The following is a 17,274-nucleotide window of genomic DNA, read 5'->3' on the forward strand; positions in this document are numbered from 1 at the left end:
ATCAACGTCATGCAGCCCTGGTTCGGCCCGGAGGAGGTCGCGGCGGTCACGGCCGTGATCGAGTCGGGCTGGGTCGCGCAGGGTCCGCGGGTCGCCGAGTTCGAGGACGCGTTCGCCGCGGCGATGCAGGTCGACCACGCGGTCGCGACCTCGTCGTGCACCACGGCGCTGCACCTCGCGCTCGTCGTCGCGGGCGTGCAGGCCGGCGACGACGTCGTCGTCCCGTCGTTCTCGTTCGTCGCCACCGCCAACGCACCGACGTACGTCGGTGCCCGGCCGGTGTTCGCGGACGTCGACGCGGTCACCGGCAACCTCACGGCGGAGACCGTCGAGGCGGCGCTCACCGAGCGCACGCGGGCCGTCGTGCTCGTCGACCAGGGCGGGGTGCCGGCCGACCTCGACGCGATCCGGGCCGTCACCGACCCCCGCGGGGTCGTGGTGGTCGAGGACGCCGCGTGCGGCGCCGGCTCGACCTACCGCGGCCGGCCCGTCGGCGTGGGCGCGGACGTCGCCGCGTGGTCGTTCCACCCGCGCAAGGTCCTCACGACCGGCGAGGGCGGCATGCTCACCACGCCGCACGCGGCGTGGGCGGACCGGGCCCGCCGGCTGCGCGAGCACGCCATGAGCGTGTCCGCAGCCGCACGGCACGCGAGCGTCCTGGCGCCCGCCGAGGAGTACCTCGAGGTCGGGTTCAACTACCGGATGACGGACCTGCAGGCCGCCGTCGGGCTCGTGCAGCTCGGGCGGCTGCCGGCGGTCGTCGCGCGCAGGCGGGAGATCGCCGCCGCCTACTCCAAGCAGGTCGAGGAGATCCCCGGCCTGCGGGCGGTCGCCGACCCGGCGTGGGGGACGACGAACGTCCAGTCGTACTGGGTCGAGGTGGACGAGGAGTACCCGCTCGACCGGGACGGGCTGCTCGCGCACCTCGCGGCCGCGGACGTCTCCGCGCGGCGGGGCATCATGGCGGCGCACCGCCAGCCCGCCCACCGCGCGGTGCCGCACGTCCCGCTGCCCGTGACCGAGAGGCTCACGGACCGCACGCTGATCCTGCCCGTGTTCCACGCGCTGTCCGACTCGGAGCAGGCGCGCGTGGTCGACGCGCTGAGGTCGGCCGGACGATGAGCGCGCCCGCCCCGCTGCTCCTCCTCGCCGCGAGCGGGCTCGCGCGCGAGGTCCTCGCGCTGCTGCGCACGCACCCCACCCACGACGTCGTGGGCCTCCTCGACGACGACCCGGCGCTGCACGGCACCCGCATCGACGGCGTCCCCGTCCTCGGGCCGACCGACGCCGTCGTGGACCACCCGCGCCCCGACGTGCTCGTCTGCGCGGGTCGCGGCGCGGCGCGCGAGCGGATCGTCGAGAAGCTCGACGCGGCGGGCGTCTCCCCGCTGCGGCACGCGACCGTCGTGCACCCGTCCGTCGAGGTCCCGGAGCGGTGCGAGGTCGGCCAGGGGTCGGTCGTGCTCGCCGGCACCGTGCTGACCGCCGACGTGACGGTCGGCGCGCACGTCGTCGTCATGCCGCACGTCACGCTCACGCACGACTGCGTCGTGCAGGACTTCGCCACGCTCTGCGCCGGCGTCACGCTCGGCGGCTCCGTCGTCGTGGGACGCGGCGCGTACGTGGGCATGAGCGCGTCCGTGCGCGAGCACGTGCGCGTCGGCGCGGCCGCGACGCTCGGCATGGGCGCCGTGCTGCTGCGCGACCAGCCGGACGGCAGCACGTGGGCCGGCGTCCCGGCCCGGCCCCTCGACGTCCCGGCGTCCGCCGTACCGGCCGGGGAGCACCCGGTCACCACCGACCGAGGAGCAGCCGCACGATGACGATCCCGTTCGTGGACCTCGCCTCCCAGCAGGCCGAGATCGCCGACGAGGTGCGCACGGGCCTCGACGAGGTGTTCGCCACCACGGCCTTCGTCGGCGGACCCGCCGTCGCGCGGTTCGAGGCCGCCTACGCCGCCTACAGCCAGGTCACGCACTGCGTCGGCGTCGCCAACGGCACCGACGCGCTCGAGCTCGCGCTGCGCGCGGCCGGCGTCGGCCCGGGCGGTGACGTGGTGCTGCCCGCCAACACCTTCGTCGCGACCGCCGAGGCGGTCTCGCGCATCGGTGCCGTCCCCGTGCCGGTGGACGTCGACCCCGTGCACCTGCTCGTCGACCCGGACGCGGTGCGCGCCGCCGTCGGGCCGCGCACCGAGGCGATCGTGCCGGTGCACCTGTTCGGTCAGGTCGCACCCGTCGAGGACGTCGCCAAGACCGCCGCCGACGCCGGGGTCCCCATGGTGGAGGACGCGGCGCAGGCGCAGGGCGCGCGCCGGTTCGGCCGCGTCGCGGGTTCGTTCGGGCTCGCCGCCGGCACGAGCTTCTACCCGGGCAAGAACCTCGGCGCGGCCGGCGACGCGGGCGCCGTCACGACGTCCGACGCGGACGTCGCCCGGACCGTCCGGCTGCTGGCCGCGCACGGGTCGGAGCGCAAGTACGTGCACGAGGTCGTCGGCATGAACTCGCGCCTCGACACGGTCCAGGCGGTCGTCCTCGAGGCGAAGCTGCGTCGGCTGGAGCGGTGGAACGACGCCCGCCGGGCCGCCGCCGCGCGGTACTCGGAGCTGCTGGCCGACGTCGAGGGCGTCGTCGCCCCGAGGACCCGCGAGGGCAACGAGGACGTGTGGCACCTGTACGTGGTCCAGGTCGACGAGCGCGACCGGGTGCTGGCCGGGCTCACCGCGGCCGGGATCGGCACCGGCATCCACTACCCGACACCGGTGCACCTCACCGAGGCCTACGCGGACCTCGGTCTGGGCCGGGGCGCGTTCCCGGTCGCCGAGGCGGCCGCCGACCGCATCCTGTCCCTGCCCATGCACCCGCACCTGTCCGCCGCGCAGCAGGAGCGGGTGGTGGAGGTCCTCCGGCGGGCGGTGCGATGACCCGGCGCCGCCGCGCCCTCGTCCAGCTCAACAGCCTCGGCCTGGGCGGGACGCAGCTCAACGCGGTGCAGCTCGCCGAGGCGCTGGTCCCGCGCGGCTGGGACAGCCTGCTCGTCGGCCCCCGCGACACGCTCGGCGAGGGACCCACGATCCTCGACGTCGCGGCCGAGCGCGGCGTGCCCGTCGAGGTCCACGACCGCCCCGAGACGGTGGTCTCCGGTGCGCGCGCCCTCGGCCGCACCGCGCGCCGCTGGGGTGCCGACCTCGTGCACGTCTACGGCTCGTGGGCCGAGCGCCCGGCCTACTGGGGACCCTGCCTGCTGGGCCGGCGCCCGCTCGTGCTCACCGTGTACGAGATGGAGGTGGACCCGCGCACGCACCGCTGGTGCCCGCTCGTGGTGGGCACCGGCTACCTCCGGGACGACCTGCGCGACCGGCCCGGCGGGGCGGTGCTGCTCAGCCCGCCGGTCGACCTCGTGCGCGACGACCGCGCGGCGGTGGACGCCGCGCCGTTCCTCGCGTCGGCGGGGCTGACGGGGGACGAGCTGCGCGTCGTCGTCGTCTCGCGGCTGGACGAGGACATGAAGGCCCTCAGCGTCGAGACCGCGATCCGCGGCGTCGCCCGGCTGGACCGCGACGACGTCGTGCTCGTCGTCGTGGGGGGCGGTGACGCCGAGCCGCGGCTGCGTGCGCTCGCGGACGCGACGAACGACGCGCTCGGCCGGCGGGCCGTCGTCCTCACCGGCGCCCTCGCCGACCCGCGGCCGGCGTACGCGTGCGCCGACGTCGTGCTCGGCATGGGCGGGTCCGCCGCGCGCGGCCTCGCGTTCGGCGCGCCCCTCGTGGTGCTCGGCGAGTTCGGCTGGAGCCGCACGTTCGACCTGCCGGACGCCGACCTGCTGTTCCGCAACAGCTTCTGGAGCGACGAGCGGGTCGACGACGGGGCAGGCCTGCTCGCCACGCAGCTGGCACCGCTGCTCGACGACGCCGACCGCCGCGCCCGGCTGGGCCGGTTCGGTCGCGAGTTCGCCGAGCGCGGCTACGGCCTGGAGGCCGTCGCGGACCGGCTCGCCGACCTGTACGCCGGGGCGGCCGGCCGGTACGGCGCGCGCCGGTGGGCCGGCGACCTGCCGCTGGAGTGGGCGGCGCTGCGCAAGCGCCCGCCGTTCGACTCCGCGCCCCGGCACCCGTCCACGGGCGACGGCAGGCGGGCGATCTCCGCGCCCGCCCCGGTCCCGGCCGGGGCCGCCGCCGAGCCGGTCGGCCCGAGGAGCACGGGATGACCGACGCCACCGCCGGCCTCGGCAGCCGCGTGCGCCGCGGTGCGCTGTGGTCCGCGGGCAGCACGATCCTCATGCGCCTGGCCAACGTCGCCCTCATGGCGGTCGTGGCCCGCATCGTCGTCCCCGAGCACGTCGGCGTGTTCGCGCTCGCGATGGCCGCCCACGCGTTCGTGGCGAGCGCGGCCGAGCTGGGCGTCGCGTCCGCGGTGGCCCGGTCCGACCTCGACCCGGAGCGCATCGCCCCCACGGTCGCGACGATCTCGATCGTCGCGAGCACCGCCCTCGCCGGCCTCATGGCGCTGTTCGCCGAGCCGCTCGCGGTCGCGCTCGGCTCGCCGGACGTGGCGGGGCCCCTGCGCATCCTGTCGCTGGCCGTCGCACTCGTCGGGCCCTTCGCCGTGCCCGGCGCACAGCTGCAGCGCGAGTTCCGCCAGTCGCGCGTGTTCCTCGCGAACGTCGTGTCGTTCGTCCCGAGCAGCGCCGTGCTGGTCGTCCTGGCACTGCACGGCGACGGGGCCGAGGCGTTCGCGTGGTCGCGCGTCGTCGGGCAGCTCGCGGCCGGGCTCGTCGTGGTCGCGAGCGTCTCGCGGCTCTACCGGCCCGGCTTCGCGCTCCGCGAGGTCCGCGGGCTGCTCGTGTTCGGTCTGCCGCTCGCCGCCGCGAACCTGCTCAGCCAGGTCGTCGTCAACGTCGACTACGTGCTGCTGGGGCGGACCCTGGACGTCGCCGCGGTCGGCGTCTACATGCTCGCCTTCAACGTCGCGAGCTGGGCGACCGCCGCGATCGGCTCGATGCTCAACGGCGTCGTGCTGCCCGCGTTCTCCCGCGCGCGGCAGGACCCGGAGCGCCTGCCCGGTGCGGTGGCCCGGGCGACCCGCGCCGTCACGACCGTCGCGCTCCTCGTGTGCGCGATGACGTCGGCGCTGGCCGGCCCGCTCGTCCAGGTGCTGTACGGCGGGCAGTGGTCGCAGGCCGCCCCCGTGCTCGCCGTCCTGTCGCTCTACGGGGCCGTCTCGGTGGTCTGCCTGCTGTTCGCGAACGTCACCATCGCCATGGGCCGCACGGGCTCGCTCCTCGGCGTCCAGGCGGCCGCCCTCGTGGCGCTCGTGCCCGCGATGGTCGCCGGCATCGCGTGGGCCGGGATCGTGGGTGCGGGGCTCGCGCACGTGGTGGTCGCCGCCGTCGTCACGCTGCCCGTGTACCTGCGCACCGTGCGCCGGACGACCGGCACGAGCCTGCGCCGGCTGGGCGGCGCCGTCCTGCCGCCGGTGGTCGCGGCGGTGCTCGCGTGGGGTGCCGCGCACCTGGCGGCGGGCGTCCCGGCGCACGACGTCGTCCGCCTGCTCCTCGGCGGGTGCGCCGGTGCGGCGGTCTACGGGGTCCTCATGGCGCGGGACCTGCTCGACGCGGTCGGCGCGCACCGGCTGCCCGCCACGCTCGGCACCGCGCTGGACCGGACGGAGCCGCTGCGCCGCTGGCTCGTCGGGCGACCGGCGGCGGCACCGGCCGTGCCGGACCCCGCCCCGACGGTCCCCGACCTCGCCGCGACCGCTCCCGCCCCGACCGTGCCCGACCCCGCCCCGACCGTGCCCGACCCCGCTCCGCGCCCGCAGGAGACACCCCTCGCGGCCGCGGCCGTCCACCCGGAGGTGAGCCGGTGACCGGCGCCCGCCCGCGCGTCGGCGTGCTGTACCCCGCCGCCGACCCGCTGTCCCGCGACAACTGGTCCGGCAGCCCCGCCGGCATCGCCTCGGGCCTGGAGTCGCAGGGCGTCGACGTGGTCCCGGTCGGCACCCGCACCGCCGGCGCGGTGCCGCGGGCACGTGCCGCGTGGGCGCGCGTCCGGTCGGGCACCGACGTCGTCGGCGCACGCTCGGCCGCCCGCGTGGCCGCCCGCACCGCGCTGCTGCGGGACGCGCTCCGCCGGGCCGGGCGGCTCGACGGCCTGGTCGCGATGGGCACCGAGCTCTACGCGCTGTCCGCCGTCCGCCACGGAGCCCCCACCGTCACCTACGACGACGCGACGCTCCAGCAGCAGTGGCGCAACGCCGACTCGGACGTCCGCGGGCTGGGCCTGCCCGCCGATGTCGTCACGGACTGGTTCGGGGTGCAGGCGGCGTCGAGCCGCGCGGCGGACGCCTGCTGCGTGAGCACCGGCTGGGCGGCGCGCTCGTTCGTCGACGACCTGGGGGTCGCCACCGAGCGGGTCCGCGTGGTCGGCATGGGCCACCGCCCGCGGGCCGCCGTCGCCATCGGCCGGGACTGGGCCGCGCCCCGCTTCCTCTTCGTCGGCGTCGACTGGCGACGCAAGAACGGGGCCGCGGTCGTCCGGGCCTTCCGCGAGGTGCGTGCGGCGCACCCCGCGGCGCGGCTCGACGTCGTGGGGGAGCACGGCCCCCTCGACGAGCCGGGGGTGGTGGGCCACGGCCTGCTGCCCCGCAGCGACGCGTCCGCGCAGGCCCGGCTGGACGGGCTGTTCGCGCGCGCCACGGCGTTCGTCCTCCCGAGCCGCTACGACCCCTCGCCGATCGCGTACCTCGAGGCCGCGTCGGTGCGGCTGCCCGTGGTCGCCACCACCGAGGGCGGGGCCGGCGAGCTCCTGGGCCCCGCCGCCCTGACGGTGCACCCGGACGACGACCGTGCGCTGGTCGCGGCGATGCTGCGCCTCACCGACCCCGCGACCGCGCGGCGGCTCGGTGCCGAGGCCGCACGCCGCGCCGCCGACGCCTCGTGGCACGCGGTGGCGGGGCGTCTGCTCGCGGCGCTCGAGGAGTCGGGCCGCCGCCCGCTCGCAGGGACGGGGTCGGCGCCCCGCGCCTGAGCAGGCGGTCAGCCCACGCGGGCGAGCAGCGGGTCGAACGCCGCCTGCAGGTCCTCGCGCAGCCCGGCCTCGTGGTAGCGGCCGAGCACCCGCTCCGAGGCCGCGGCGCCGCGGCGGCGACGTTCGGCCTCCGGCCACGCGACCGCCTCCAGCACGCCCGCGGCGAACTCGCGCAGCGAGCGCACCGGCGTGGACGACGCGGGGTCGAAGAACTCGTCGCCTCCCCCGCCGGTGTAGCCGACGACGTAGCACCCGCTCGCCATCGCCTCGGCCGGGGGCAGCCCGAACCCGTCGCGCTCGGAGAAGCTGAGGAACAGGTCCGAGCCGCGCATGATCTCCGCGACCTCCTGCTCGCTGCGGCCCGCGATCGGCAGGATCTCCCGGTCGACGCCGCGGGCCCGCAGGATGTGCAGGAGCTGGTGCCGCTCCGCCACGCGGTTGCGGTCGACGAACGCGATGCGCCGCGCCCTCGGCCCGTCGCCCGGGTGGAAGACGGCGGCGTCGACCACGGGCCGGCACCGCCGCACGGGCAGGTCCGGGAAGGCCAGGTGCAGCAGGTCGACGCTGTCCTGCGACACGGCCATGAGCATCTCGAGCCGGCCCAGCGCGGCGTACGGCGCACCCGGCTCGGCGTCCAGCGGGATGCCGTCGAACGTGTGGTACGCGCCCTGGTTGAACACGACCGTGCGCAGGTCCGCGGGGAGCGTGTGCAGCCCGGGGCCGTAGTACTCGGGGACGACGAGCACGTCGTCGGGGCCGAGCACGACCTCGTCCGGGTAGGTCACGGGTGTGTCGTTCTCGAACCACGTGCAGCGGAACCCGGGCCGGGCGTGCAGCACCGACGCGTCGACGCCGAGCGCGCGCAGCACGTCGACGTGCCGGTACAGCACGCGGACGCCGCCGCTCGGTGCGCCGAGGTGCGGTGCGAGGTACAGGACGCGCGGCTCGTGCCGCCCGGGCCCCGTGCGCAGCGCCGGCGGCTGCCGGTCGCGCCTGTCGACCTCCTCCGACCGTCGCCGCAGGCTGCGGCGCACGCTCGTGCCGATCCGCTCGGTCAGTGCCGTCATGGGCGGTGCACCTCCGCGAGGACGGGCGGCGGTGCGCCCGTGGGTGGGGAGCCGTCGTCGCGACGGGCGTGCCGGCGCAGGGCTGCGATGCAGCCGACGGCGAAGAACAGGACTCCCGCGACCTGCGGGAACCCGAAGGCGTCGAACGTCGCGCACGCCACCGCGGCCGACGCGACGGCCGCCATGAGGGCGCGCGCGCCGCTGCGGTCGTAGGGGTCGGGCAACCTGCGGCTGAGCCGGCCCGACTGGACGAGCGAGGTGACGACGACGACGAGGAAGGCGAGCGCGCCCACGACCCCGGTCTCGATCAGCAGGCCCAGCCACTGGTTGTCGATGATCCGGTACGTGGGCAGGAACGTGGAGAAGCCACGGCCGAACACCGGCCGCTGCTCGATGAACTCCACCGCCAGGTCGTAGCTGTCCGTGCGGGACAGGGCGCTGTTGTCCGCCGTGATCCCGGTGAACAGCCGGAGCATCGTGCCGAGCATCCCGGGGACGGCGACGTACACGGCGCACAGCCCCACGGCGACGACCACCAGGCTCCACACCCGCTGCCGGGCCGTCCACACCGGGAACAGCACGGCGAGCACGACGGCCAGCCCGAGGAACGCGGAGCGGGACATCGTCAGCGGCAGCGCCGCCGCGATCGCCAGCACCGGGAACCACCGGACCACGCGCGAGCGGCGGACGTCGTGGAACGCGAAGTGCAGGGCGAGCGGGAGGACCATCGTGAGCAGCACGCCGTACTCGATCGGGTGCGCCGAGGTGCCGGGCGCGCGCGCGAAGCCGTTGCGGGCCTGGACCCCCGACAGGTCGGTGCGGGACGTGAGGCCCGGGATGGAGATCTGGTCGACGAACGAGATGTGCGTGGCGAACTGCACGACGCCGAGCACGCCCGCCGCCGCGGTGCACACCACGAGGAACCGGAGGAGGCCGTACAGGTTCTTGCGGGACACGAGCCCGTCGCCCGTGAGCAGGACGAGGCCCCACCAGGACACCACGAGGATCAGCCCGCGGTCGGCACCGCTGACCTCCACGCCCTCGATGGGCCGTCGCACCGCGGCGAGGTAGCTGCACAGCATCGCGAGGACGAAGACCGACATCGCGGTGCGCGTCGGCTGGGCGGGGGTCAGCGTGGCGTGGGTCCGGTCGAGCTGGGCCGCGAACCACCACACCGCCGCGAGCACGCCGAGCACCTGGGCGGGTGTCCCGGCTGCGCCGAGGGGCGCGAACTGGAGCGTCGACGGGATGAGGACGAGTGCGCCGACCCACACGTACAGCAGCACGCCGGCGTGCAGGGGGCGGTGCTCGACGACGGTCCCGGCGACCTGCGTCATGGCTCGCGGTGGCGGGGCGGGACGAGCACGAGGTCGGGCTCCGTCGCGGACGCGGGCGTCGGCACGTGCGGCTCGGCGGGGGCGGTCCCTGCCTCACGCCGTGCCCGCGGGGCGGGCGTCACGACGGGCTCCGGCGGTGCGTCCCCGGCCTGGTCCTCCACCCGGTCCGCGGAGGCGTCCTGCTCGTGCGCCTCGACCTCGGCCTGCTCCTGCGCCTGGTGGTCCGCGGGTGCGTCCTGCCCGGGGGCCCCGGCCTGCGCCCGGGCCCGGACCTGCTCGCTCTCCTGCGCGGCCCGCCGGCGCTCCCGGCGCCGCACGAGCACGCCGTCGAGCGCCTTGGTGCCGAAGAGCGTCACGCCCAGGCCGGCCACCAGGGCCACGACCACCGCCCGCAGCTGGGACTTGGCGGAGACCTGCGCCGTGGCGTCCTGCGTCACGACGGACAGCGTCAGCCGCGCGTCGGCCGGCACGTCGACGCGCGTCTGCATGTCGGCGAACGTCCGGGGCATGGTGTCGAGGACCGTGCCGAGCAGGGCGATCGCCGCGTCGGGGTCGGGGTCGCTGGCCTCGACGAGCAGCAGGGGGCCGCTCGAGTCGAAGTCACGGGAGACGACGAAGGTCGACGTGCCGCCGGGGGGAGCGAGCGACTCGTGGACGGAGCCGTTGTTCATGGCCGTCGCCAGCACGTCCGCGGCCGGCGAGAGCCCACCCAGCGCGAGGTACGGGTTGCCGCCGGTGTCGACCGTGTTCGGCGGCGGGAGCACCAGGACGGACGCGTTCGCGAGCCGCTCGGCGGGCACCATCGTGAACGCCGTCCAGGCCAGTGCGGCCGTGCTGACGAGGCCCAGCAGGACGGCCCACCACCGACGCCGCAGGCCGTGCAGCAGGTCAGGCAGGTACACGTCTCACCCCGTCCCGTTTCGCCCGATGGGCACCTGGATGTCCCTATTGCCCCGAGCATAGGCTGCGGTCCGCGGGCCGGACTTCGGCGCGTTGGGTGAATGTGGGGGTGGAGTCGTGACGGTGTGGGACGTGCTCGTCACGGTGCGCCGGCACTGGTTCGTGTCCGGCCTGTGCCTCGTCCTCGCGGCCGGAGGCGTGCTCCTGGCGGGGGAGCGCCAGGAGTCGTGGAACGGCAACGTCACCGTGCTCCTGCTCGCCCCCGAGGGCACCCGGGGCAACGTCCTGGCCGGCTCGACGTCCTCGCTCGTCGCGACCACGGGCGTCGTGGTGCGCGCGGTGACCGGCCCGCACGACGAGCCGCAGACGGTCTCGGGCGACCTGACGCTCACGAGCATCGGCCACGTGGCGGCGTGGCGGGTGCAGCAGCCGAGCTCGGGGTCGCAGTGGGAGCGGTCGTACGACACCGCGGAGGTGGATGTGCGCTCGTCGGGCCCCACCCTGGCGGAGGCGCAGGCGCAGATGGTCGCGGCGCTGGACCGGGTGCACGCCGAGCTGACGCGGATCCAGGACCTCGAGCAGGTGGACCCGTCCCAGCGGATCCGCACCGAGCTGAGCCCGTCCGAGCCCGTCTACCTCCTGCAGTCCGGGTCGCGGCCGCGGGCGATGGCGGCGGCCGCGGTGCTCGGGGTGCTGGGCGTCGTGGGCGCGGCGTTCATGGCCGAGGCGTTCGCCGCGCGCCGCAGGGCGCGGCTCGACCGGCGGGCGCTCGCGCTCGTCGCCTGAGCCGTGACGGGCGGCGTCCGCCGGACGCCGCCCGCGGTCAGCGGAACCAGGCCGTGCGCACCGCGCCGGCGCGGGTCAGCTCGTCCACCCGCACGGCGCGCAGGCCGGCCGCGTGGAGCCCGGTGAGCACGTCGCGGGTCATCGCCGCCCGGTCGAACGAGGTCACGACCGCGGTGCCGTCGGGTCCGGGCTCCAGCCGCTCGTGCAGCAGGAGGATCCCGCCGTCGGCCAGCCGCGCGAGGCCGAGGGACGCCACGTCCGCGCTCGGGCGCTCCTCCCAGTCGGCGGCGTCCGCGGACCACACGACGACGTCGAGGCCCGCGCGTCGCGCGGCGAGCAGGCTCGACGGCGACTGGGCGCCGTAGGGCGGGCGGTAGAGGCGGACGGGGGTGCCGGCGACCGCCTCGAGGCGGTGCCGCGCCTCGCGGAGCGTGCGCACCGCGGTCGCGTGCGGCAGGCGCGGCAGCGGGGTGTGGTCGAGGCCGTGCAGCGCGATCTCGTGGCCGGCGTCCCGGATCCGCGCGACGAGGTCCGGGTGCTGCTCGGCCTGGGGCACGAGCAGGAAGTAGGTGCAGCGCGCACCCGCCTCCTCCAGGACCTGCAGGATCGCCGGCGTGGTGACGGGGTCGGGGCCGTCGTCGAACGTCACGGCGACCTGCCCGGACGGGCGCCCGCCGCGCACCGAGCCGAACGCCGGGGCCAGCAGGGCGTCCGCCGTGCGACGCAGCGCGCGGCGGGTCCGGGGGCCGGCGGAGCGGCGCAGGCGGGTCGCCGGGGACGCGGTCACCGGTCTCCCCGGCCGCGCGGAGCGGCGGTCTTCTCGGGCATCGGGGAGAAACTAGTACCTGAGCATCCGCCCGATCTGCCCTAGCATGACCGGCGATCGGGTGAATTCGGCCGCACGGTCGAGACGCCGTACCGCTGAGGTGCCGAGGACCCCCCGGGGGCCGTGCGGCGCCCCGAGCAGGGGGTTGGCTCACATGGTCCGAACGTCCTCGCGTGCCCGACGCGCGCTGCGGTTGCTGGGGCTGACGACGCTCGTCGTCGCCGTCGTGGGGGTGGACGCCGGCGCGGCGCACGAGCGCGGCGTCCCCACCGTGTCGTCGCACGCGGTCCGCACGTACGACACCCCCGTCGACCGGCTGGCGGCCGGTGCCGTGCGGGTCGGGGCGGGGTCGACCGTCCTGCTGCTCGTCGCGGCGGACGGGCCGTCCGGTGCCCGCCAGACCGTCCGCGCCGTGGAGGGCTGCGGCAGCGGCTGGCGGCTCGTGCGCCGCGCGAACGCCAGCAGCGGGACGTCCGAGGTCTGGGCCGCCGAGGGCGGCGCCCGGCGCTCCTGCACGCCCGTCGCGGTGCTGGGGCACGGCCCCCACGTGGGGCTGGCCGCGGCGTACGTCGTGCCGGACGGTCGCGTCCGGTCGGCGGCCGACGCGTCGGGGCGCCGGGGTGCGCCCGCGGTGGCGGTCCCGGTCGGCGCGCGCTCGCTCGTCCTGGGCGTGGGCAACGACTGGGCGCGCGCCGAGTCGCGGCGGCTGCTCGCCGGGCAGCGCAAGCTCGCCGAGCTCGAGGCGTCCACCGACGACACGCTGTGGGTCCAGGGCGCGCGCGCCGCGCGGGCCGGCACGCTCCGGTTCGGCACGTCGTCCCCCCGCGGAGGGCTGTGGAACCTGGTCGCGGTCGAGGTGGTGGGCCCCGGTGCGGGTGTCGCTCCCACGCCGACGCCGAGCGTCGGCACGCCCACGTCGCGCCCGTCGGCGACGCGCACGGCGCGGCCCGTCGTCACGGCGACGCCCACCGTGACGGCCACCCCGACGCCGGCGGCCACGCCCACCGCGACGCCGACGGCGACGCCCTCCCCGAGCGCGACCGCGGCGCCCCCGCCGCCCGCCCCGGTCCCGCCGGCGGGCGGGGGCGGGACGACCCCGCCGGTGCCGGCCCCCGCAGGGCGGCCCGGCCCGGCGACGACCGGCGTCCCCGACGGCGTGGTCCTGCAGCCCTCCGGCCCGATCGTCGCGAGCACGCCCGGCCAGGTGATCAGCGGCCTCGACATCGCCGGACCGGTCGTCGTGCGCGCACCCGACGTCGTCATCACGAACTGCCGGATCCGCGGCGACGGCACCGGCACGGGCGTGATGACGTCGGGCGGCAGCGTGACGATCAGCGACAGCGAGATCTCCGGGTTCGAGAACGGCATCGGGTTCGACCGGTGGACCGCGCGCCGCGTCGACGTCCACTCGATGACCGGGGACGGCGTGAAGCTCGGCTCGGACGTGCTGCTCGAGGACAGCTGGATCCACGACCTGACGCCCGGGAAGGACGCGCACGCCGACGGCGGGCAGATGCAGGACGGCGTGCGCGACCTGGTGGTGCGCGACAACGTCATCGACGTGTCGGGCGCCCGGACCAACGCCGCGCTGTTCCTCGCGCCGGACTTCGGGCCGAGCACCGAGGGGCCCGTCACGGTGCAGGGCAACCTGCTCGACGGCGGCGGCTACACGCTGTTCGCCGTCGACGGCGGCGACGGCCGCTACGTCGTCGGGAACATCACGGTCACGGATAACGTCTTCGGCCGCCGCGCGGAGTACGGCGCCGCCCGGGTGAACGTGCCCGTCACGTGGCAGCGCAACGTCTGGGAGGGGACGTCCTCGCCCGTCACCCCCTGAGCAGGATTTCGCCCGCTCGGACGCGTCCGGGGCGCGGAACCCGCCCCTAAGGTGACAGACGTGGCAGAACGGGGCGGAACGGACACCCTGCGTGCCGTGGTACCCGCGAGCAGGTCCGCGACGCTGCGGCTGGGGTTCGCGTGCCACTGGACCAGCCCGCGCGAGTCGACCTGGTCGGGCACGCCGTGGCAGCTGCGCCGGCACCTGGACCCGCTGGCGGACGTCGTCGACGTCGGCAGCGAGCTCCCGGCCGCGCTGCGGACCCCGCTGCGCCTGGCGTACGCACGGCGGGGGGCGGGCCGCTGGACGTCGGTGTGGCGGCACGGCACGCTCACGCGCGCCGCCGTCGCCCGCGACGTGGACCGCCGCACGCGCCGCGCGGCGCCCGACGTCGTGCTGCAGATCCAGGACCTGGGCGGCACCGCCGCGCCGGCGATGGTCCTGCAGGACCTCAGCTACGCGCTGCTGCTCGACCGCTACGGACGCGACGGGGTCCCGCACTTCCGCGCCCTCGGCCGGCGCCGCATCGAGTCGCTGCGGCGCGCGCAGGACCGCGTCTACGCCCGGGCCGCGGTGCTGCTGCCCATGAGCCGGTGGCTCGCGGACGACCTCGTCGCGCACGGCGTGCCGGCGCACCGGGTGCGGGTGGTGCACCCGGGCGTGAACGCCGCCGTGCCGGCGGGCACGCCGGTGCCGCCGCGTCGTCGCGGGCGCGTGCGACGGCTGCTGCTGCTCGGGCGGGACTTCGACACGAAGGGCGGCGACCAGGTGGTCCGTGCCCTGGCCGTGCTGCGTCGCGAGCTCGGTGCCACGGTCACCCTGACCGTGGCGGGCCCCGAGCGCTGGCCGATGCGCGGGGACGTGCCGGACGGCGTGGAGTTTCTCGGGCCGGTGAGCCGTGCGCGGGCGGGCGAGCTCATGGACACGCACGACCTGTTCGTCATGCCGTCGCGCCTGGAGGGCTTCGGGATCGTGTTCGCCGAGGCGCTGAGCCGCGGGCTGCCGTGCATCGGCCGGGACGCGTGCGCCATGCCGGAGATCCTCGACCGCGCCTCCGGCGGGCTGCTCGTGCGCTCCGAGGCGCCCGACGAGCTCGCGGCCCTGGTCGTCGAGGCGCTCGCGGACGACGCCCTGTACGAGGCCTGCGCCGCCCGGGCCGACGCGCGCCGTGCGCACTTCTCGTGGGACAGGGCCGCGCGCGACGTGCTCGCGGCCGCCGGGACCGTCGTGGACGGAGGACGACCGTGAGCGCACCTCGGGTGCTCGTCATCGTGCAGAACCTGCCGGTGCCGCTGGACCGGCGCGTGTGGCTGGAGTGCCGCGCGCTCGTGGCCGCCGGGTACCGCGTCAGCGTCATCTGCCCCCGCGGCCCGGGCGACCCGGCGCGGGAGGTCGTGGAGGACGTCGCGCTGTACAAGTACCGGCCGGCGCCGGAGGCGCGCGGCCTGCTGGGGTTCGTCGTCGAGTTCGTGTACTCGTGGGTGCGCACCGCGCTGCTGTCCCTGGTGGTGCGCCGCGAGCGCGGGTTCGACGTCATCCAGGCCTGCAACCCGCCGGACACGTACTGGGCGCTGGCGCTGCTGTGGCGGCTGCGGGGCGTCCGCTTCGTCTTCGACCACCACGACCTCAACCCCGAGCTGTACCTGTCCCGGTTCGGCGAGCCGTCCGGGCCGGGCGGCCGGGCGCAGCTCGGCGGGCTGCGGTGGCTCGAGCGGCGCACGTTCCGCGCCGCGCACCGCGTCATCTCCACGAACGAGTCGTACCGGAGCGTCGCGCTGACCCGCGGCGGGGTGCCGCGCGAGCGCACGAGCGTCGTCCGCTCCGGACCGGACACGCGCGTCATGCGCCCGGTGGCCGGTACCGGCGACCTGGCGCGCGGCGGGCACCTGCTCGTCTACCTGGGGATCATGGGCCCGCAGGACGACGTCGACGTCGTGCTGCACGTCGTCGACGAGCTCGTGCACCGGCGCGGCCGCGACGACGTGCGTGCGGCGCTGCTCGGCTTCGGCGACTGCCTCGAGGAGCTGCGCGCGCTGTCGACCCGCCTGGGTCTCGACGACGTCGTGGAGTTCACCGGCCGCGCGGGCAAGGAGACGATCGCCGACTACCTGTCGGCCGCGAGCGCCGGCCTCTCCCCGGACCGCAAGACGCCGCTCAACGACCGGTCGACCATGAACAAGACCATGGAGTACATGGCGTACGCGCTGCCCACGGTCACGTTCGACCTCGACGAGACGCGGGTGAGCGCGGGGGACTGCGCGCTGTACGTGCCCTCGGGCGACGTCGGGGCGTTCGCGGACGCGGTCGAGCGGCTGCTCGACGACCCGGAGCTGCGCACGGACATGTCCCTGCGTGCCCGGCGGCGCGTGGTGCGCGAGCTCGACTGGCAGCCCCAGGCGCGGACGTACGTCGCGACGTTCGACGACCTGCTCGGCCGCGACTCGGGGCCCGGGCCGTTCGTCGACGCCGCCGCGGCGCTGCCCGGCGGGCGGGTCGCGGTGGGCGACGACGAGCTCGAGGACCTGGTCCGGGCACGGGGCACGCTCGCCGCGGTGGTGGAGCCGTGAGCGCGCGGACGGCCCCGCGGGGGACGGTGCTGGTCCCCGCGCACGACGAGGAGGCGGTGATCGGCCGGTGCCTGCGGGTGCTGCTGGCCGACGCCGAGCGCGGCGAGCTCGCGGTGCTGGTCGTCTCGAACGGCTCCACGGACGCGACGGCGGCGCGCGCGCGGGCCGCGGGACCCGACGTGCGGGTGCTCGAGCTGGACGTCGCCTCGAAGCCCGCGGCCCTGCGGGCGGGCCTGGCGGCCGCCGCACCGGGCCCGGTGGTCGTCATCGACGCCGACATCGAGGTGCCGACCGCGACGGTGCGCGCGCTGCTCGACGCGCTCGCCGACGACGCGCCCGACGGACGCGACGACGACGCGCCCGCGGGTGCGGACGTGCTGATCGCCGCGGCCCGGCCCCGGTTCGAGACCGCGCGCTCCTCGTGGGCCGTGCGCCGCTACTACGCGGTCTGGACCGCGCTGCCCTACGCGCGCGGGTTCACGGTCGGCGGCTCGGGCGTGTTCGCGCTGAGCGCCCGCGGGCGGGCCGTGCTGGGCGAGATCCCCGACGTGACGAACGACGACGGCTGGGTGCGCCGGGCGGTCCCCGCGTCGGGGCGGCGCGTCGTGGAGGCGGACTTCACCGTCCACCCCACGCGGACGGTGGGCGCGCTCGTCGCGCGCCGCGCCCGGGTCGTGAACGGGAACCGGGAGCTCGACGCCGACCTGGGCCCCGACACCGAGAGCACGGGCCTCGCCGCGGTCCTCGCGGGTGTGCGGCGGCGTGACTACGGGACGCTCGACGTGCTGGTGTTCCTCGCGGTCACGGCGCGCGCCCGGGCCGTCGCCTGGTGGCGGCGGCGCCGGGGCGACACGCGCTGGTCCACCGACCACGGCTCGCGGGCCGTGACGGCATGAGGACGCACGTGGGGCCGCGCCGCTCGGCGGG

At 76.7% G+C, this 17,274-nt stretch carries 15 protein-coding genes; 11 read left to right on the top strand and 4 right to left on the bottom strand.

The window, feature by feature from the left end; translation table 11 throughout:
- Positions 1-9 precede the first annotated feature (9 nt).
- From FB586_RS07640 to FB586_RS07665, 6 genes are read left to right on the top strand one after another with little or no spacing between them, the layout of a single operon-like run.
- Positions 10-1,122 carry a DegT/DnrJ/EryC1/StrS family aminotransferase gene (locus tag FB586_RS07640; protein WP_136518960.1) on the top strand — a complete coding sequence of 371 codons (1,113 nt, stop codon included), beginning with the start codon at positions 10-12 and terminating at the stop codon, positions 1,120-1,122.
- Positions 1,119-1,823 (top strand): NeuD/PglB/VioB family sugar acetyltransferase, encoded by a 705-nt coding sequence (locus FB586_RS07645; protein WP_136518707.1) that lies wholly within the window; start codon positions 1,119-1,121, stop codon positions 1,821-1,823. The genes FB586_RS07640 and FB586_RS07645 overlap by 4 nt, the downstream gene beginning before the upstream one ends.
- Positions 1,820-2,923: a DegT/DnrJ/EryC1/StrS family aminotransferase gene (locus FB586_RS07650; protein WP_136518708.1), complete on the top strand. Its 1,104-nt coding sequence runs from the start codon at positions 1,820-1,822 to the stop codon at positions 2,921-2,923. Before FB586_RS07645 ends, FB586_RS07650 begins: the two co-directional genes overlap by 4 nt.
- A complete protein-coding gene (locus FB586_RS07655) occupies positions 2,920-4,206 on the top strand; it encodes a glycosyltransferase (RefSeq protein WP_136518709.1) in 1,287 nt (428 codons plus the stop codon). The genes FB586_RS07650 and FB586_RS07655 overlap by 4 nt, the downstream gene beginning before the upstream one ends.
- Entirely contained in the window at positions 4,203-5,867 is a 1,665-nt protein-coding gene (locus FB586_RS07660; protein WP_136518710.1) for an oligosaccharide flippase family protein, read from the top strand. Before FB586_RS07655 ends, FB586_RS07660 begins: the two co-directional genes overlap by 4 nt.
- The gene (locus FB586_RS07665) at positions 5,864-7,027 is read left to right on the top strand and encodes a glycosyltransferase family 4 protein (RefSeq protein WP_136518711.1); all 1,164 of its coding nucleotides are present in this window, start codon (positions 5,864-5,866) and stop codon (positions 7,025-7,027) included. The genes FB586_RS07660 and FB586_RS07665 overlap by 4 nt, the downstream gene beginning before the upstream one ends.
- Before the next feature lie 8 nt (positions 7,028-7,035).
- On the opposite strand, the gene FB586_RS07670 is transcribed toward FB586_RS07665, so the two are convergent.
- From FB586_RS07670 to FB586_RS07680, 3 genes are read right to left on the bottom strand one after another with little or no spacing between them, the layout of a single operon-like run.
- A complete protein-coding gene (locus tag FB586_RS07670) occupies positions 7,036-8,094 on the bottom strand; it encodes a glycosyltransferase (RefSeq protein ID WP_136518712.1) in 1,059 nt (352 codons plus the stop codon).
- Positions 8,091-9,431, bottom strand: coding sequence for an O-antigen ligase family protein (locus tag FB586_RS07675; RefSeq protein WP_136518713.1), 1,341 nt, complete (start codon positions 9,429-9,431; stop codon positions 8,091-8,093). Before FB586_RS07675 ends, FB586_RS07670 begins: the two co-directional genes overlap by 4 nt.
- A complete protein-coding gene (locus tag FB586_RS07680; protein WP_136518714.1) occupies positions 9,428-10,333 on the bottom strand; it encodes a hypothetical protein in 906 nt (301 codons plus the stop codon). Before FB586_RS07680 ends, FB586_RS07675 begins: the two co-directional genes overlap by 4 nt.
- 115 nt (positions 10,334-10,448) lie before the next feature.
- On the opposite strand from FB586_RS07680, the gene FB586_RS07685 reads away from it, so the two are divergent.
- Positions 10,449-11,117: a hypothetical protein gene (locus tag FB586_RS07685; RefSeq protein WP_136518715.1), complete on the top strand. Its 669-nt coding sequence runs from the start codon at positions 10,449-10,451 to the stop codon at positions 11,115-11,117.
- A 37-nt stretch (positions 11,118-11,154) separates the two neighbouring features.
- Here the strand turns inward: FB586_RS07685 and FB586_RS07690 are convergent, their stop codons facing one another.
- Positions 11,155-11,904, bottom strand: coding sequence for a polysaccharide deacetylase family protein (locus FB586_RS07690; protein WP_136518716.1), 750 nt, complete (start codon positions 11,902-11,904; stop codon positions 11,155-11,157).
- Positions 11,905-12,097: 193 nt separating this feature from the next.
- Between FB586_RS07690 and FB586_RS07695 the strand changes: the two genes are divergently transcribed.
- The 4 genes from FB586_RS07695 (at position 12,098) to FB586_RS07710 (ending at position 17,243) form a co-directional block, all read left to right on the top strand.
- Positions 12,098-13,780 (top strand): right-handed parallel beta-helix repeat-containing protein, encoded by a 1,683-nt coding sequence (locus FB586_RS07695; protein ID WP_136518717.1) that lies wholly within the window; start codon positions 12,098-12,100, stop codon positions 13,778-13,780.
- A 96-nt stretch (positions 13,781-13,876) separates the two neighbouring features.
- The gene (locus tag FB586_RS07700; protein WP_136518718.1) at positions 13,877-15,028 is read left to right on the top strand and encodes a glycosyltransferase family 4 protein; all 1,152 of its coding nucleotides are present in this window, start codon (positions 13,877-13,879) and stop codon (positions 15,026-15,028) included.
- Positions 15,025-16,347, top strand: coding sequence for a glycosyltransferase family 4 protein (locus FB586_RS07705; RefSeq protein WP_136518719.1), 1,323 nt, complete (start codon positions 15,025-15,027; stop codon positions 16,345-16,347). Before FB586_RS07700 ends, FB586_RS07705 begins: the two co-directional genes overlap by 4 nt.
- The gene (locus FB586_RS07710) at positions 16,344-17,243 is read left to right on the top strand and encodes a glycosyltransferase (protein WP_136518720.1); all 900 of its coding nucleotides are present in this window, start codon (positions 16,344-16,346) and stop codon (positions 17,241-17,243) included. Before FB586_RS07705 ends, FB586_RS07710 begins: the two co-directional genes overlap by 4 nt.
- The last annotated feature ends 31 nt before the right edge of the window (positions 17,244-17,274 follow it).

Origin of the sequence: Cellulomonas telluris, from assembly GCF_004886325.1 — a bacterium.
Classification (GTDB): domain Bacteria; phylum Actinomycetota; class Actinomycetes; order Actinomycetales; family Cellulomonadaceae; genus Cellulomonas; species Cellulomonas telluris.

What these genes read in the sequence shown, in the direction of transcription:
- FB586_RS07640 (WP_136518960.1), top strand. Translation starts at nt 10, where the DNA reads ATGCAGCCCTGGTTCGGCCCGGAGGAGGTCGCGGCGGTCACGGCCGTG.
- FB586_RS07645 (WP_136518707.1), top strand. Translation starts at nt 1,119, where the DNA reads ATGAGCGCGCCCGCCCCGCTGCTCCTCCTCGCCGCGAGCGGGCTCGCG.
- FB586_RS07650 (WP_136518708.1), top strand. Translation starts at nt 1,820, where the DNA reads ATGACGATCCCGTTCGTGGACCTCGCCTCCCAGCAGGCCGAGATCGCC.
- FB586_RS07655 (WP_136518709.1), top strand. Translation starts at nt 2,920, where the DNA reads ATGACCCGGCGCCGCCGCGCCCTCGTCCAGCTCAACAGCCTCGGCCTG.
- FB586_RS07660 (WP_136518710.1), top strand. Translation starts at nt 4,203, where the DNA reads ATGACCGACGCCACCGCCGGCCTCGGCAGCCGCGTGCGCCGCGGTGCG.
- FB586_RS07670 (WP_136518712.1), bottom strand. Translation starts at nt 8,094, where the DNA reads ATGACGGCACTGACCGAGCGGATCGGCACGAGCGTGCGCCGCAGCCTG.
- FB586_RS07675 (WP_136518713.1), bottom strand. Translation starts at nt 9,431, where the DNA reads ATGACGCAGGTCGCCGGGACCGTCGTCGAGCACCGCCCCCTGCACGCC.
- FB586_RS07695 (WP_136518717.1), top strand. Translation starts at nt 12,098, where the DNA reads ATGGTCCGAACGTCCTCGCGTGCCCGACGCGCGCTGCGGTTGCTGGGG.